At 64.8% G+C, this 16,191-nt stretch carries 12 protein-coding genes, 1 tRNA gene and 1 pseudogene; 12 read left to right on the forward strand and 2 right to left on the reverse strand.

Annotated elements, in window-relative coordinates:
* Positions 1-64 precede the first annotated feature (64 nt).
* From GV792_RS02350 to GV792_RS02380, 7 genes are all read left to right on the forward strand, one after another.
* Positions 65-517 (forward strand): MarR family winged helix-turn-helix transcriptional regulator, encoded by a 453-nt coding sequence (locus GV792_RS02350; protein ID WP_163821907.1) that lies wholly within the window; start codon positions 65-67, stop codon positions 515-517.
* Positions 507-1,049 carry an aspartate carbamoyltransferase gene (locus GV792_RS02355; protein ID WP_163821908.1) on the forward strand — a complete coding sequence of 181 codons (543 nt, stop codon included), beginning with the start codon at positions 507-509 and terminating at the stop codon, positions 1,047-1,049. Before GV792_RS02350 ends, GV792_RS02355 begins: the two co-directional genes overlap by 11 nt.
* Before the next feature lie 36 nt (positions 1,050-1,085).
* Positions 1,086-1,619: a hypothetical protein gene (locus tag GV792_RS02360; protein WP_163821909.1), complete on the forward strand. Its 534-nt coding sequence runs from the start codon at positions 1,086-1,088 to the stop codon at positions 1,617-1,619.
* Positions 1,620-1,799: 180 nt separating this feature from the next.
* Positions 1,800-1,884, forward strand: a tRNA-Leu gene (locus GV792_RS02365).
* 1,111 nt (positions 1,885-2,995) lie between these two features.
* Positions 2,996-4,336 carry an alpha/beta hydrolase family protein gene (locus GV792_RS02370; RefSeq protein WP_175583853.1) on the forward strand — a complete coding sequence of 447 codons (1,341 nt, stop codon included), beginning with the start codon at positions 2,996-2,998 and terminating at the stop codon, positions 4,334-4,336.
* Entirely contained in the window at positions 4,333-5,250 is a 918-nt protein-coding gene (locus GV792_RS02375) for a fumarylacetoacetate hydrolase family protein (RefSeq protein WP_163821910.1), read from the forward strand. Before GV792_RS02370 ends, GV792_RS02375 begins: the two co-directional genes overlap by 4 nt.
* A gap of 261 nt (positions 5,251-5,511) precedes the next feature.
* Positions 5,512-5,895, forward strand: a complete 384-nt coding sequence (locus GV792_RS02380; protein ID WP_163821911.1) for a carboxymuconolactone decarboxylase family protein — start codon at positions 5,512-5,514, stop codon at positions 5,893-5,895.
* A gap of 354 nt (positions 5,896-6,249) precedes the next feature.
* Here the strand turns inward: GV792_RS02380 and GV792_RS02385 are convergent, their stop codons facing one another.
* A complete protein-coding gene (locus tag GV792_RS02385) occupies positions 6,250-6,807 on the reverse strand; it encodes a TetR/AcrR family transcriptional regulator (protein ID WP_309139065.1) in 558 nt (185 codons plus the stop codon).
* Positions 6,808-7,399: 592 nt separating this feature from the next.
* Here GV792_RS02385 and GV792_RS02390 point away from each other — a divergent pair.
* The 5 genes from GV792_RS02390 to GV792_RS02410 all read left to right on the forward strand — a co-directional run bounded on the left by GV792_RS02390 (position 7,400) and on the right by GV792_RS02410 (position 14,306).
* On the forward strand, positions 7,400-8,143 hold the full coding sequence (locus tag GV792_RS02390; RefSeq protein WP_175583854.1) for an MBL fold metallo-hydrolase: 744 nt from the start codon (positions 7,400-7,402) through the stop codon (positions 8,141-8,143).
* A 164-nt stretch (positions 8,144-8,307) separates the two neighbouring features.
* Positions 8,308-8,940, forward strand: a complete 633-nt coding sequence (locus GV792_RS02395; protein WP_163821913.1) for an MlaD family protein — start codon at positions 8,308-8,310, stop codon at positions 8,938-8,940.
* 20 nt (positions 8,941-8,960) lie between these two features.
* Positions 8,961-10,928: an acetoacetate--CoA ligase gene (locus GV792_RS02400; RefSeq protein WP_163821914.1), complete on the forward strand. Its 1,968-nt coding sequence runs from the start codon at positions 8,961-8,963 to the stop codon at positions 10,926-10,928.
* Positions 10,929-11,777: 849 nt separating this feature from the next.
* On the forward strand, positions 11,778-13,499 hold the full coding sequence (locus GV792_RS02405; protein ID WP_256667954.1) for a CocE/NonD family hydrolase: 1,722 nt from the start codon (positions 11,778-11,780) through the stop codon (positions 13,497-13,499).
* A 189-nt stretch (positions 13,500-13,688) separates the two neighbouring features.
* Entirely contained in the window at positions 13,689-14,306 is a 618-nt protein-coding gene (locus GV792_RS02410) for a TetR/AcrR family transcriptional regulator (protein ID WP_163821915.1), read from the forward strand.
* Between the two features lie 714 nt (positions 14,307-15,020).
* On the opposite strand, the pseudogene GV792_RS02415 reads toward GV792_RS02410, so the two are convergent.
* A pseudogene (locus GV792_RS02415) lies at positions 15,021-16,162 on the reverse strand (AMP-binding protein); the annotation flags it as partial.
* Positions 16,163-16,191 lie beyond the last annotated feature (29 nt).

The raw sequence follows: 16,191 nt of genomic DNA on the forward strand, positions 1-16,191 counted from the left end.
CCGGAGATCGTGAGCCGAGCACATATAGTTGCGCCGTCAAACCAATTGGTTCTAACATCAAACTATGTCGAGTGAGCCGCCCCCGCGCCTAGAGGTAGACCGCCTGCAGAACAGCGTCGTCGGCTTCGTGCGAGCCTTCGGGTTGCACCAGCCCGACACGACGCCCTGTGGGCAGACCGTCCCGGTCTCCCAGGCGTACGCGCTGACCGAACTGGCCATGCGCCAGCCGATCAACCAGTCCGAGCTCGGCATGATCCTGCGACTGAGCAAGGGCACGGTCAGCCGCATGGTCGGCCTGATGGAACGCCGCGGGTGGGTGGAGCGGGTCCGGGGTAGCGCAGCCGACGGCCGCATGGTCCTCCTGCGGCTCACCGACACCGGCGAAGACATGGCCGCGAATATCGCGGCCGCCCGGCGCGCGCGGATGGAGACCTTCCTCGACCGCATTCCGGCGGCGCAGCGAGACGCCGTGATGCAATCACTTTCGATCCTGATAGAGGCAGCAGATGATCACTGACAGCATGTCCCGCCGTACCCGCACCGTGGTGGTGGCCCTCGTCGCATTGCTCGCCGCCGCCGCCGGCCTGTGGTGGGTATCAGCGCGAGAGACCGCCCCGATGGACGGGACCGAACGGCGGGCCGAGGTCGCCGAGCGCGGCGCCGCAGTCATGCCGTTCGATCTGGCCAAGACGACCCACTCCTTCGCGCCTACTCCCGACGGCGGACGCCAAGCCGTCACCGCGAATGATCCCGCCGACACCACACAGACCCGCCTGATCCGTGACCACCTCAGCGCCGAGGCCACCAAGTTCACCGCAGGCGATTTCACCGATCCCGCAACGATTCACGGGGACCAGATGCCCGGTCTCGCCGAGCTCCGAGCCGGTGCGAGCCGCCTCACGGTCCGCTATGAGGAACTTCCCACCGGTGCAACCCTGCACTACACCTCGACCGACCCCGCCCTGATCGCCGCTTTGCACCGATGGTTCGACGCCCAATCCAGCGATCACGGCACCAACCACCACGCCCACGACGTCGGCGTCCGGTGAACCGGGTCAGAGATCGACGAAACCGACGCTGACGCCTTGGTTTCGGCCTTACCGGCCCTGCCGATGATGGTGGCGACCGCGAGGCCCGCCATAGCCGCCACCGCGCAACGCATCGACGTCATCGCGGTCTGCGAAGAGGGCTGGCTGTACTCGTTCCCGATCGATCGCGTCAACCCGGCGATCGGGGACGCGCAGGCAGTGGGCCTGTCGGTATTGGTGAGCAGCTTCGCCACGACCGCCCTTGTCCGGGCCGGCACCCGGTTGGTCGCGCTCGCCGTCGACATCGAGGGGCAATTGCGTGTCGCCCACAAGGACGACGGCGGCGTCTGGTCCACCATAAGCGTCGTCGCCGGCGCAGTGCTGAGCCCATGTGGCGGCGTGAGCGCCGCAGCAGTGTCGACCGGAATCGCCGCCGTTGCGATGACCTCCGACGGCCAACCGTGCTGGACTACGTCCACGGAGGGCACGGAGTGGACCGCGCTCATGCCGGTCGACATCTATATCCTCCGACGGGCAGATCACCTGCCAGAGCATCATCCGACTCCAGCCCGACAGCCACGGCTGAACTAGAACATGGTGGAGGGTGCGCGCTTCGGTCGATCTGGCGCGGGGCGACGAGAAGCAAACTTGAACCTACAAGTAGGTGCTCCATACGAATCGGAACCGCCCCGTAACACACCCACAGAACTACAGGTCAGGGCGCGATTTGGTGCATCAGCACCCCATCCGATAATCTTGCTGGGCACACCGGTCCGGGTGGCGGAATGGCAGACGCGCTAGCTTGAGGTGCTAGTGCCCTTTAACGGGCGTGGGGGTTCAAGTCCCCCTCCGGACACAATGCTTTTCAACGTATCATCCTTCTGACCTGCACATATAGATGTGGGTCGATGGCGCAGCCGAGTCATGTAAGTCGCAAAACCGCAGGCAGGAGCCTGTGGGGGTTCAGGACGGGTCCAGCTGAGAGATCCTTGAGAAAACGACGACCTTTGCGGATCATGCATCCTTCAGCCTCAGAGGGCATCAACCGATCGCGTCCACCGCAGGAGCCCTGACTAGACCACCACGTCTGAAGGTGGACCCATGCAGAAACCAGACCTGCCCCAGAACTCTCCACCGACGCACATCACCCGCCGAGACGCCAGCACGGAACGGCAGAGCTCGAAATCATCGTCCCGACGAATCTGTCCAACCTGACGCCCGCCGCGGCTCGAGCATTGCCGGATCTCCTCACCAACCTCGCGACCAGGCCGCTGGAGCCGAACCCCGCGACAACAGATGTCGATCCCCACGCCTCATACTGCATCCACGCCCGCCGCGACGAGCAACCCGAGCACCGCCGCAGCTTCGGCCGGGTGGCGACCAGGAGCGCTCGAGTTCAGCATGTTGGTCGACAACACCCCGGATCCATATCTGAGACTTGCCTCTTCAGGCTTGACAGGATTTCAACCTGCGACCACCTGGCGAGCGTTCCAGTTCTCTGGAGCATGCTCAATATTGCCCAATGCCACCTAGCACCAACATCTTTCACGAAGGCTCCGTCCTCGACAGTTCTCATGAATCAGCATCTTTCTAAGGTCGTCGGGGTGCGTGGTCATGTCAGCGAGGTCCACTCCGGTGGTGTACGCGCCGAGCCATCGGACGATGTCGGGGTCTTGGAGCCAGAGGTCGACGGCGACCAGTTCATCGGCGGTGGTTCCAGGCCGTCCTCACCTTCCCATCTGATCGTCCCGGACGACTCCCACCACCGCCCTGACCACCGCATCAGGGATGGACCGGCCCGACAGCCTGCGGCCAGCTGTCGGGGCATTTGCAGCTCCTCGTCCGGTCGCCCCAGTATCGTTCGCATCCGGCGGACTAATGCAGAAAGCATTGCGTTTGAGGCGCGTCGGCCTTAGCATCGGACAAAAGCAGATGTTCTGTGACATCGACGTTCCGGAGGATCCACAATGACCGTGTCCGACCTGATTCAGCGAGCGATTGTGACCGCTTGCGCCCTCACCCACACGACCGAGAGGGCGACCCACAGGTTCGGCCCGGTGCCGTTTCTGCCACGACTGTTCGCCGACCGGTTCACGCACCTCGGAGGCATTTCGGACGAAGAGTTCCGCGAACAGCTGGAAGGTTGCCGATCGTTCGAAGACCTTCGCTGGACCCGCTACTGGGAGGCTTTCGCGGACCGGCACCTAGCGGCCGCGGACCCCGCGCTCGGTGCACTGGGAGGTCCCCGCACGAGCGAACTGCTCGACGGCGGCGCGGTCGATGTCCGCGCATTGGGCGAACTGCTCGCCCCAGCAGCCGCGATCCTGTCCGAACGCGGGGCCGTCGCCGACCCGAACGCCGTCGACCGCTTCTGCGAGGAGCATCCCGCCCACGCCAACGCGGCGATCGCGCTCGACAGCTTGATCAAAGCGATGGTCTACGAGTTCGTCGCGGCATGGCCGGGCTGGAGCCCACTCCGACTCCGCGCATACGAACGCTCCCACGTGCTCGGCGAGATCCTCCTGACCGCGCTGGCACCTGCGATGGATGTGACCATCGAGCGGGTCGAGATTCCCTTCGGCGACGACGACCGGGTTCGCGGCTACTTCATGATTCCGAGCGGAGCGAAGAATCCGCCGGTCGAACTCGTGACCAACGGCGTCGAGGGCACACTGGCCGAGGTGCTCCTTCCGATGCTGAAGTACCGATCCGAAGGCTTGGCAATGTTCATCATGGAGATGCCGGGCACCTACTCCTACCGCGAACCGCTCTCGCCCGATGCCGAGCGCGTCTTCACGAAAGTCATCGACTTCCTGGTCAGCGATCCCCGCGTGGACGGCGAACGCATCGGGATGATGGGCCTCAGCTTCGGCGCCCACTGGGCCACCCGCATGGCGGCGGTCGACCCACGGCTGCAGGTCGCTGTCGCGAACGGGGCGCCCACGAACCGAACCTTCAAACCGCTCGCATCCATCGGGGTGCCCGAGATCATGGTATCGACACTCCGAAACGCCACCGGCGCAACGAATATGGCCAACCTGATGAAGAAACTCGCCGCGATGTCGATCGCCGACTATTACCCGCGAATCCCCATCCCACTGTTGGTGATCAACGGGGCCGAGGACACCCTCGTCAGCACCCAGGACTCGATCGACATCGCCATCGGAGCACCCTACGGCCAGCTCGTGCTCTACGCCGGCGACGACCACTGCGCCATGGGGCATGGTGAACAGTGGATGCGATTGTCACAGGACTTCCTGCGCAGCCACCTGCTCACGGCTGTCGAGAACTGGGCAGTGCGCTCATGACCCAGGCCGCAATTCGGCGGCTACTCAACCGCGCCGGCCACAGTATCGATGCGCAGACCGACACCGGTGCGGGTTGGCAGGCGACTGAGCAGCTCGCTTGGCAGTCGCCATTCCAGCCGGATTTCGAACTGGAACGGTACGCGGACTTGCCCGAGGGTGCGGGGGTGCTTCCGGTGTGCCCCGCGTCCTTTCGTGACTTCATGGTTTTCGAGAAGCACGCGATCGATGCCGCCCGCGGACTCGCCCGACGATTCATGCCCGCGGTCTATCCGGTCGCACGCACCTTCGAACGAGTGACCGGCGGGACTTTCCCGCTGTTTCGGCCGCACTCGTTATGGTACCGCCAGCCGATCTATTACATGTCCAACGCCCTCACGATCGTCCCGTCCGGTGTGCCGGTGTGCGCACCGGCATACACCAAGGCGCTCGACTTCGAACTCGAGCTCGGTGTGGTGTTGGCGAGGCCGTTGCGAGACGCCTCGGCCGAAGAAGCCTCGGCGGCCATCGGGGCCGTCGTCGTCATCAACGATTTCTCCGCCAGAGACGTACAGCTGGCGGAAATGCGATCAGGTTTCGGACCGCAGCGGGCCAAGCACTTCGCCACCTCCATGTCGTCGACCGCAATCACCGGGCCGAACGTCGCCCACGATCTCGATCGCCTGACTGCGACCGTCACGATCGACGGCAAGGTCATCTCGGAAACCGGAACCAAGGGCATGCGGTACTCACTGGGCGAAGCGATCGCGCACTGTTCGCAGGGCGAACAGCTCTTTCCCGGTGAGCTGTTCTCGACAGGTACGTTGCCCGGCGGATCCGGGATGGAGTTGGGTCGCTGGCTCGCCCCGGGAGAGAGGCTGCGCCTGGAGATCGACGGCGTGGGGGTGATCGAGCACCTCATCGATGGCCAGGCATGAAATCGACCGAGTGTTCGGCCCGGTCGATGTTGCCGGAAACGAATGTCAGTTGGGTGTTTGGTGGACGAGGGAGTCCGGTTATCCGGCGACGCACTGGCCGGGCGCCCGCTGAGCCGGCGTTCCGGGCCGCGGATCTTGCCCGCGGTATTCGATCACGACGAAGTCCGAACACTGGCCTGCGCACAACTTCTCGAGAACCCGTGCCGCCCACACGATCGCCCCCGGAAACGGGCCATCGATCCGAGTGAATCCGGAGTCCGAATGAACGACAAGTCCGCATATACCAACGGAATGGCAACCCGACGGCAGGTGATGGGCGACGAATTCGTCGATCGAGCCATCGACCGAACAACAGGCACGGCATCCGAGGAGTTACAGCGGCACATCACCGAACACGTGTGGGACGGCGTCTGGAACCGCCCCGGCCTCAGCCGCCGAGATCGAAGTCTGCTCAACCTCGGCATGCTGACCGCACTGCGTGCCTACGAAGAGCTGGCCGGACACGTCCGCGGGGCGCTCACCAACGGCTTCACCCGCGACGAAATTGTCGAGGCGATCATCCAGACCGCAGGATACTGCGGCGCGCCCGCCTCGCTCGCCGCGATGCGCACGGTTCAGCAAGTATTCGACGCGACCGATTGCTGACACATTCACCCGGCCAGTCCCGACACACGAGAAGGTCGCCTCCTGTTGGTCCGGGCCCAATGCGGCGGCCTCGATCGCAACATCGCGATCGAGGCTGCCCGCGAAGTCTTCGCCCCGCAAAGCGCCGACGACCGACAGCCAGCATCACCGCCGCCGGCACACGCTGCCGACCACTACACGCCACCGCTGTGCACGGACCCCGCCATCACCTCTGCAGACACTTCCCGACGCTGACGGCAATCTGTCCGCCGCGGACCACCGATGTGCAGGCCGGACCGAACGTAGTCGCGGGCGAAGCGACACTTTTCGCGATCGCTTCTCACTTGACGCGCTTGCGCACGGAGCGGCGAGCATTCAGCGGTCGGAGCCGTGCTGTTGCCCGCCGAGCTCGTCCCCCCAGTCGGCCGTCAACGCCTGCGCAACATGAGAAGCAACGCGATCGGCTAGACCGCCGTCGACTGGCTGGCGGGTAAGCGCCGCACGGAAATGTATGGGCCCGATGAGCAATTCGAGTGCGAATCGGACATCAACACTCGGCGGGATTTCACCCCGCGCGACAGCCCGTTCGAACAGTGGCTGAACCGCGATGTATCGACTGTCCCAGAATGCATCCCGAGCCACGGCCATCTCTTCGGTGTCGGTGACGTAGGAGAGCGCCCGGGTCAATCCTGCCCCAAGAGGTGTGTCCAGGTAGGCCATCAGGCCGGCGGCGAAGACAGCCAGGTCGCCGCGCAACGTCCCAGTGTCAGGAAGCGGCATCGTGCGACTGCTGTACTCGAGCAGCACCTCGAGGAGCAGGTTCTCTCGACTCCCCCACCGCCGGTAGATCGAACTGTCGCGGACCCCCGCACGACGACTGACGTCGGGGATGCCCACACCGTCGACGCCGTGCTCGACGATCGCGTCCAGCACCGCCTGGTGGACCGCCTCCCGTACTCGCGCAGAGCGCCCGCCAGGTCGGCGTTGCCGCGCCGCTTCCTCTTCTGCAGTCACCCATCAAGCGTAAGGCAGAAGAGCTTGCGTTTGTTCCTCGACCGTAACTAAGCTCACTGAAGCAGATTATTCTGCCTTTCTTGGACTGCGCAAGAGGGAAGGCCCACCATGACATAGCGGTCAGTGCTGGCGAAGAGTCGCTAGTCAGCCCCATTACCGCTGCACGGTCAACTGAGCGTGCAGCGACGACGTCGGCACCTCGCACAACCTTCGCCTGCGCCGACCTGCCGGCAACCACTACACCTGTTCCCGCACGTAGAAAGGGCGCGAGAGATGGTGGTCGCGTGAGCGAACCACCACCGCTTGTGATTCGACGCGCACTCGAAATCACAGCTCGACGTGTCGATGCTCAGCAAATTTAGCGCGTTGTGCGCCACAGTCGGCCATGCCGAAACTGCGAACCCCTTGGGATAGCCGAACAAACAGTCCGTCTGCGCTAGTCGAATCACCCGCACCGTAGACGCGAATCAGCAGCGGCAGCACCTACGCCGAATTATCTCACGATAAGGACATGAGAAGACCTGTGAAGATTGATCAAGTTTCCGACTCGGTGTACGTCGTCGCCGGCACGAATGTCAATTGGGCGTTGGTCAGCAGCGGTGCGGGCGTCACGATCGTTGACGCGGGCTATCCTGCCGACACGCCCCAGGTCCTGGATTCGGTTCGCCAGATCGGCCACGAATTGGTCGACGTCGCCGCGGTCGTGCTTACGCACGCGCATCTCGATCACATCGGCGCGATCCCGACGCTCGTGGATACGATCGGAATGCCGGTCTACACAGGAAGAGAAGAAGTTCGGCACGCCAAACGTGTATACCTGCAGCAGATCACCCCCGTCCAAATGCTACGGACGCTGCTGACGCCTGGTGGACTGCGATGGGTACCGCAAACCTTGCGCGCAGTTCGCGGCCACATGCATACGGCCGTCCCGACAGCAGTCGCGGCAGCGCCGTCACTGCTGTCCGAACTGCCGGGTGGGTTGATCCCGATCCACACCCCAGGTCACACCGATGGACACACCGCCTACTTGATGCCGTCTGAAGGGGTTCTCTTTTCCGGAGATGCGCTGGTGACGGGTCATCCGCTGTCGAAATTTACTGGACCACAGCTACTTCCGTCCGTGTTCAATCACAACAGCATCGGCACACTCGCCAGCGCACGGATGCTCACGCGACAAGAAGCGCACATCCTGGTACCAGGGCATGGGGACTCTGCTCGACTCACACTTCCCGATTTCACCGAGCGATTTCGGTAGCTCGAGAAATTCCACACTATTGCGATTCGTCGCTGATTCGGCCCGATCGCCAACTGTCGGCACCGCTCGAGAACAAGTCGGGCCGGACAGACATTGCACGACCGGAGGTGTTTGTTGCGCATCGGGTCGACACCGACGATGACAGGAGCCGAGGTGCAGCCGCAATGTATCCATTTCCCACTCCCAAGAGAAAACACCGACAACAGAATTCTCCTCGTTCGCCAGGCGTGTACGAGGGCAGTGACGTCATGGTCCTCGGACTGGCCGTCGGCAAGGTCGACAAGATCGTCCCCAAGGGCACCTACGTCGAGGTCCACATGACCATCGACGGCGGGGTGAAAATCCCCAAGGAAGCGATCGCCGCGATCATCTCCCCCTCGATCGTGACCGACCGCCACATCGAGATCACCCCGCCCTACACCGGCGGCGACACCCTCGACCAGCTCAACGCATTCCTGGCCCACACCTCCACGATGTTCGGTCAACACGCCGACGAGCTGTCGACCCCGCTGACCGGTCTGACCAACGTCACCAACCAGCTGCGCGCCAACTCCGGCGCGATGGTCGAGATCGTCGACATCGTGCCGCTGCTGATGCAGAACATCGACGGCGTGATCGACAAGGAACGCCGCTTCGCCCGGATGCACGCCCTGATCGGCACCGGCCTCTCGGGCGAGATCGTCAGCGTGTTCTGTGAGCGGATCCAGATGAAGTCCGATGGCTGCCGCACCGGGAACATGCAGGACTTCGGCCCCGACTACGGGCTCACCGCCGCACTGCTCGGACTGACCAAATGACGACGCGAAGGAGCGACCGAATGACCACCGACCTGGGCACCCACGTGCCCGCCTCGAGTCGACCACTGTGGGAACCTACTGAATCCGACATCGCGACCGCGCGGATCACCGACTTCGCGCGCTTCGTCACCGACCGGACCGGGATCGACTACCCGGCCTACCGTGAATTGTGGCAGTGGTCGGTGGACTCGCCCGCGGAATTCTGGCGGGCCCTGTGGGACTACTTCGACCTCGGTGACGTCGCCGGTGCGACACTCGGCAGCCGGGAGATGCCGGGTGCCGAGTGGTTTCCGGGAACCCGGCTGAACTACGTCGACCGCCTGGTCAGCCAGGGCCGAAGCGACCGTCCGGCGATCCTGGCGGTACACGAGGACCGCGAGCCCCGGGCGATCTCATGGGCCGATCTGCTCGGGCAGGTGGGCGCCTGCGCAGCGACCCTGCGCGAGCTCGGTGTCGGCCCTGGTGACCGCGTCGTCGGCTATCTGCCGAACATTCCCGAGGCAATCGTCGCGTTCCTGGCCACCGCGAGTATCGGGGCGGTGTGGAGCGTGTGCGGACAGGACTACTCGGCGAAGGCGGCGCTGGACCGGCTCGGCCAGCTCGAGCCGAAGATTCTGGTGACCGCCGATGGCTATCGCTACGGCGGCCGAGACCTCGACAAACGCGCCGAGATCGCCGAGCTGCGCCAAGGTTTGCCCGGCCTCGTCGCCACGATCGTGGTCCCCCAGCTGGGTTTGGACGTGACCGGCGGGCTGCCCTGGGCGGCGGCCGTGGCAAGCGATGCCGAGCTGGTCACCACACCGGTGCCGTTCGAGCATCCGCTGTGGATCGTGTTCTCCTCCGGCACCACCGGACTGCCGAAGGGCATCGTGCACGGGCACGGCGGGGTGCTGCTCGAACACCTCAAAACCATAGCGCTGCACGCCGATGTCGGACCGGACGACATCTTCTTCTGGTTCACCAGCCCGAGCTGGATGATGTGGAACCTCCAGGTCGCGAGCTTGCTGACGGGCGCGACAGTCCTCACCTACGACGGCAGCCCCATCGCTGGTGGACCGGATGCGCTGTGGCGCATCGCCGCCCGGTCCGCGGTGACGACACTGGGTACCAGTCCCGGCTATGTCCTCGGCTGTATGAAGGCCGGGGCGGAGCCCGCGCGCGAGCACGACCTGTCGTCGCTGCGCAGCGTCGGCGTCACAGGCTCGACGTTGCCGGTGACGAGCGCGATATGGCTGCAGGAGAATGTGGGTGGACACGTCCGGGTGAATTCGACCTGCGGCGGCACCGATGTGGTGTCGGCGTTCTTCGGCGGTTCGCCGACGGTCCCGGTGTGGGCAGGTGAGCTGTCGGCACCATATCTCGGCGTGGCCGTCGACGCGTTCGACGACCGGGGCAACCCGGTGCGGGCCGAGGTCGGTGAGCTGGTCGTCACCGCGCCGATGCCGTCCATGCCGCTGCGGTTCTGGCGGGACCTGGACGGAAAGCGTTATCACGAAGCCTATTTCGGCACTTTCCCCGGCGTGTGGCGGCACGGCGATTGGATCACCCGCACCGAACATGGCAGCTTCGTGGTGCACGGACGCTCCGACTCCACGCTCAACCGGCACGGCGTCCGGATGGGCAGCGCCGACATCTATCAGGCTGTCGAACGACTGCCCGAGATCACCGAGGCTCTGGTCATCGGCGTCGAGCTACCCGATGGGGGCTACTGGATGCCGCTGTTCGTGGTACTGGCCTCCGGCGCCGACCTCACCGACGACCTGCGCGAGCGGATCACGCGCGTGATCCGTTCCGAGGTCTCCGCTCGACACGTTCCCGACGAAATCCGTGCGGCACCGGGCATTCCCCACACCCGCACCGGCAAGAAGCTCGAAGTTCCCCTCAAAAGACTCTTCCAAGGGGCCGATCCCACGCAGGTGGTCGAACGCAGCGCCGTCGACGATCCCGACCTGCTCGACTGGTACGCGGGGATCAACCCACCCCGCTGACCTCATGACAATTCCACCTTGCACCCAGTGCGATTCCGTCATTCGGGTGCAAGGTGGAAGGCGGTTGCGATGCCAGCCCCTCGGTGATTTCGGCACGGCTCAATCCGTTGCTCGGTTTGGTGTATCCGTTTCGGGTTGATGCGTCCAGGCAGGGTGAGAGTTGTCGACGAGTCCGATGACCGACATACGACAGCCGATCCGAGTGCCGAGCAGTAGCCCGCTGGGTCGAATTCGACCGGGCGTTCGCGTTCAGCGGGGAACCTGTCGCGGCGCTTCCAGCCCTGGAGAAGGTCGCTCAGGCCGTTCCCGGAGAAGTTGCGTTACGACCACGACGCGCACAGGGTTCCGCAAAGGCTCAGCCGACGCGCCGGACACCGACCCCAGAGTGGAGGCCGCGTGCCCGACCGTGCTGGCGCACGGTGGCCGGATTGCGAGACCGACAACTCTTCGCCGCACCGAGCCGAGCCGGGGGTGACCGGCCGAGCCTGCGGGCCTTACGGAAGCCACATACACAGAACGTGACCCGACTACGCCACCAACACCACACCCCTACTCGAGCAATGCGAATTCGGCGGCACGGAACGTCCCGACCGACCAGCAGAGCGAGATCTGTTCAGCCTCAGTAGATCTCGACGCCGCCCCCCAACGCCCGTCAACGCACCATCCAGAATCGACCACGCGCTCGATAACCGGCACCCGGTAGCGCACCTGCCGGACCCGTGCGCGACGACCCACCACCGACATTATTGCAGAATCTATTGCTTTAGACCGAACGGGCTCTTACCGTGGCAAAGCAGTAGCAGATGCGTCACGGTGGAAAGGCCACCGACGTGGGCACGAAGGGGTGCGATGTTCGAGTACAGAGACGGTATGCGGATCGGGTTCGATCTCGAGGTGCCGATGGCCGACGGGGTGAGCCTGCGGGCAGATGTGTATCTGCCCGTAGACCACGATCCCGTTCCGGTGATCATGACCATGGGCCCCTACGGCAAAGGACGTCGGTTCCAGGACGAGCCCTACGCCTACCGATGGAACCAGTTGATCGAGGAACACCCGGAAATCCTCGAGCACTCACCGTGTGACTACATGACTTACGAAACAGTCGACCCGCAGCTGTGGACCGCCGCCGGATACGCGGTCGTGCGGGTGGACTCGCGCGGCAGCGGCGCCTCACCGGGACACTTGGAGATCTTGTCCGATCAGGAAACCCGAGACTACTACGAAGCGATCGAATGGGCCGGTGTGCAACCGTGGTCGACCGGCAAGGTCGGGCTGTGCGGCATCTCCTACTACGCGATCAACCAATGGCGGGTCGCTGCCCTACAGCCACCGCACCTGGCCGCGATCTGCCCGTGGGAAGGCGCACTCGACAATTACCGCGATATGACCCGCCACGGCGGCATCCTGTCCAATGTCTTCTACGAGCTCTGGTACCCACTGCAGGTCCTGTCGAACCAACACGGCCTCGGTGACAACGGTCCACTCAACCCCTGGACCGGCGCCCCCGCCACCGGAACCCCCACCCTCACCGAAACGCAGCTCGCGGCCAACCGCACCGACCCGTTGCCGCACCTGCGTGAGCACGCTCTCGACGACTCGTGGCACCGTGCCCGCACTCCCGACCCGGCTAACATCCAGGCACCCATCCTGTCGGCGGCCAACTGGTTCGGCCAAGGCCTGCACAATCGCGGCAACTTCGAAGGTTTCACCCGCGCCGGCTCGACCGACAAATGGCTCGAAGTCCACCCCGGACGGCACGAGGAATGGTTCTACCTGCCTGAAAGTGTTGCCTTGCAACAGATGTTCTTCGACCACTACCTCAAGGGACACGACAACGGGTTCACCGCCGAACCCCGCGTCCGGATGAGCCTGGTCGATCCTGACGGCGGTCTGCACCGGCGCACCGCCCGGCAATGGCCCCCCGAAGCCACCGCCTGGTCCCAGCTGCACCTGAATGCCGACCACTGCCTGTCCCGCACCCCTGCGGACACGACAACCGAGGCCACCGTCGACATCGATTCCGCCGGTGTCACCTTCACCACCGAACCCCTCGAGTCCACCATCGATCTCATCGGCCCACTCGCCGCCCGGCTCCACGTCTCGACCACTGCCGCAGATGCCGACCTGTTCCTGACATTGCGCGCCTTCAGGCCTGACGGCAGCGAGGTCACCGTCATCGGATCCACCGCTTCCCTGCAACCGCTGTCCAACGGATGGCTGCGCCTCTCGCATCGCGAACTCGACCCCCAGCGCAGCCTGCCCTGGCGGCCCTGGCACCCCCACCAGCACCGACTACCGGTGGAACCCGGACGGATCTACGAGATCGATGTCGAGATCTGGCCGACCGGGATACGTCTGCCCGTCGGCCATCGCCTCGGCCTGACCGTCGCCGGTGGCGACCTCGCCCGGCCGGGCGAGCACCCCTTGCAAGCCTCGCTGTGCCTACACACCGATATCCACGACCGAGCAGCGGATACACCCGACGCGACCACCACACTGCATTTCGGACAGCACCGAGCCAACACACTGCTCGTCCCGACCTCGACCGTCGAAGACACCGCCGCGCAGTGACCGCATTCCGCCTCCGCCGGGCTTGCTCCTGACACGGCGCTCGGTGAAGCCGGTTCCGTCCACCGTGACCACCTCGATGTTCTCGAATAAGACCCGACACCTGCCTGCGCTGTGCAGACAGATCAGCCCAGCGCAGGCAGGCATGCAGTCGATTAGCTAATTGCAACAGGATCTGTTTTAAATGGATCCATGAGCGAACCCCTGAACGCCGCGCCACAACGCCGGCCGGGAGGACGTGCGACCCGGGTCAAGGAAGCCGTCCACCGCGCCGTGCTCGACGCCGTCATCGAACACGGGGTCGACAAGGTCGGCATCCCCGACATCAGCCGCCGCGCCGGTGTGCAGGACAGCTCGATCTACCGACGCTGGGGAACCCGCGAAAACCTGATCCTGGACGTGATGCTCACCTTCAGCGAGCAGACGTTCGGATTGCCCGACACCGGCACGCTCCGCGGTGATCTCACCGCGCTCGCGACCGCGCTGATCGGCTACCTCGAGACTCCACTCGGCGACGGCCTCGCCCGCTCGTTGGCCTTCGTCATCGACTCCGACGAGATCAGCCAAGCCCGCAAAGCCTTCTGGGATTCCAGATATCACACGAACAAGCTGCTGATCGAGCGAGCCATCGCTCGCGGCGAGCTGCCCTCGGGTATCGACCCGCACCTCGCCATGGAACTGCTGGTATCGCCGATCCATTTCCGGCATCTACTCGCTCGCGAACCCGTCGATCCCTCGTTCGTCGATCAACTCGTCTCCCACGTGATCAGCGCCTTACGTCACGCCGACGAGGGAACACCGCAGCCATAACCGTCCCGTCCACGATCCTGGACCCCTGTCGGAAACGACCCTTCTGTTGAGCCTGGCAACTGTCGCGGAGACGGTGAACGTCGCTGGCTCCGCGGCGTGGTCGAACTGGTCCCAGGATGCGCCCGACGCTTCTGCGGGACGCACCCGGAGCCAAGAACCAGGTCGACGACATCGGGCACGAGCCGATCGCGCTTCGAGCCATGGGTATATCTGGGGATTCCCCGGAACCTCGTTCCCCGCCAGCCACTCCCGAAGCTGAGCACGCAGGCCATCCAGGCGGTCCCGCACGATAGCTTGGGGCCTGGATTTGCGTCTGCGCATCGGGGCCGGTCGGTAGGACGTTCCCCGAGAGGGGAGCAGATGCCAGGTCAGGACGCCCACCATGGCCTACACATAGTCGAGCGCCACACCCACCCGCGTGTTGTCGGCCGCGAGCCGACCGGAATCGGTACCGGGTCTACTGCCTCATGGATCTTCCCGGCGATATGCGCCAGCGCGACATCCTGATCGCGAGCGATCTTGCGGAAGACGAACTGCTGCGACTGGATCGCGGTGGTGCCCCCGCACGGCGAATCGATCTTGGCGTCACGGATATACTCCGCGATCGGGTAATCCTGCCGGCAGCCCACAGCCGGGAGACTCACGCTTCGCGGCAGATCCGTTGGCCTCGAACCTGCCCAGTGAATGTCAGCTCAGGGTGACCGCGCTCGAGGTGCCGTCGTGGAACTTGTCGGGATCGATCTCGCTGCCCGACGGCGAGTAGTAGGCGCCGGTGATCCACGGGCCTCGAACTTCCAACTCGCCCAAAGCTTCTCCGTCGTTCGGCAGCACCGAACCGTCATCACCGACCAGGCGCGCCTGCACACCAGCCGGGAATCGGCCCTGGGTGCAGCGGTAGCTCCAGGCCTCGTCACCCTCGGCGCGGGCGGGTGCGTGCGCCACCGAACCCAGCGGCGAGGTCTCGGTCATGCCCCAGGCGTGCAGCAGTGTCACGCCGTGCCGCTCCTGGAACGCCCGCATCATCGACGGTGGGACGGCCGCGCCGCCGACCACGCAGGTGCGCAGGTGCGAGATGTCCTGCGGCTGCGCCTTCAGGCCGGCCAGTACGCCGCCCCAGATGGTCGGCACGGCGGCGGCGAACGTCGGCTTCGCCTCGGCCATCATCTCCAGCAGAGGCGCCGGCTGTAGGAAGCGGTCGGGCATCAGGACATTCGCGCCAGACAGGAGCGTGGCATACGGGATGCCCCAGGCGTTGGCATGGAACAACGGAACGATGGCCAGCACGGTGTCAGTCGCGGTGAAACCCATGCCGTTGGGCGAGACCACCTGCATGGCGTGCAACCAGTTCGAGCGGTGCGAGTAGACGACACCCTTGGGGTCCCCGGTGGTGCCCGAGGTATAGCACATACCGGCGGCGGAACGTTCGTCGATCACCGGGAGTCGTAGGTGTCGGACTGGGCGTCGAGCAGCTCCCGGTAGGAGTGCACGGTGACGCCCTCGGGAGGCTCCAGCGTGGCGGCATCGCCATTGGCGACGATGACGTGGCGGACCGTCGTCAGGTTCGGCAGGTACTGCGCGAACATGGGCAGCAGCGAGCCGTCCACGATGACGACCTGGTCCTCCGCATGGTTGGCCACATACACCAGCTGCTCAGGGAAGAGCCGGATGTTCAGTACGTGCAGTACCGCGCCCATGGCCGGTACCGCTGCGTAGGCGACCATGTCCTCGTTGTTGTTCCACATGAACATGCCGATACGGTCACCGACACCGATGCCCAGAACACGCAGGGCATTGGCGAGCCGGGCCGCGTCCTGGCCGAGTTCGCGATAGGTCTGGGTGCGTAAGCCGTTCCCGGTCCGCCGTCAGCGCCGACGACGTGGTCTTG

The organism is Nocardia cyriacigeorgica, assembly GCF_010868145.1.
GTDB classification, from domain to species: Bacteria; Actinomycetota; Actinomycetes; order Mycobacteriales; family Mycobacteriaceae; genus Nocardia; species Nocardia cyriacigeorgica_D.

What these genes read in the sequence shown, in the direction of transcription:
- GV792_RS02350 (WP_163821907.1), top strand. Translation starts at nt 65, where the DNA reads ATGTCGAGTGAGCCGCCCCCGCGCCTAGAGGTAGACCGCCTGCAGAAC.
- GV792_RS02355 (WP_163821908.1), top strand. Translation starts at nt 507, where the DNA reads ATGATCACTGACAGCATGTCCCGCCGTACCCGCACCGTGGTGGTGGCC.
- GV792_RS02370 (WP_175583853.1), top strand. Translation starts at nt 2,996, where the DNA reads ATGACCGTGTCCGACCTGATTCAGCGAGCGATTGTGACCGCTTGCGCC.
- GV792_RS02375 (WP_163821910.1), top strand. Translation starts at nt 4,333, where the DNA reads ATGACCCAGGCCGCAATTCGGCGGCTACTCAACCGCGCCGGCCACAGT.
- GV792_RS02380 (WP_163821911.1), top strand. Translation starts at nt 5,512, where the DNA reads ATGAACGACAAGTCCGCATATACCAACGGAATGGCAACCCGACGGCAG.
- GV792_RS02390 (WP_175583854.1), top strand. Translation starts at nt 7,400, where the DNA reads ATGAGAAGACCTGTGAAGATTGATCAAGTTTCCGACTCGGTGTACGTC.
- GV792_RS02395 (WP_163821913.1), top strand. Translation starts at nt 8,308, where the DNA reads ATGTATCCATTTCCCACTCCCAAGAGAAAACACCGACAACAGAATTCT.
- GV792_RS02400 (WP_163821914.1), top strand. Translation starts at nt 8,961, where the DNA reads ATGACCACCGACCTGGGCACCCACGTGCCCGCCTCGAGTCGACCACTG.
- GV792_RS02405 (WP_256667954.1), top strand. Translation starts at nt 11,778, where the DNA reads ATGTTCGAGTACAGAGACGGTATGCGGATCGGGTTCGATCTCGAGGTG.
- GV792_RS02410 (WP_163821915.1), top strand. Translation starts at nt 13,689, where the DNA reads ATGAGCGAACCCCTGAACGCCGCGCCACAACGCCGGCCGGGAGGACGT.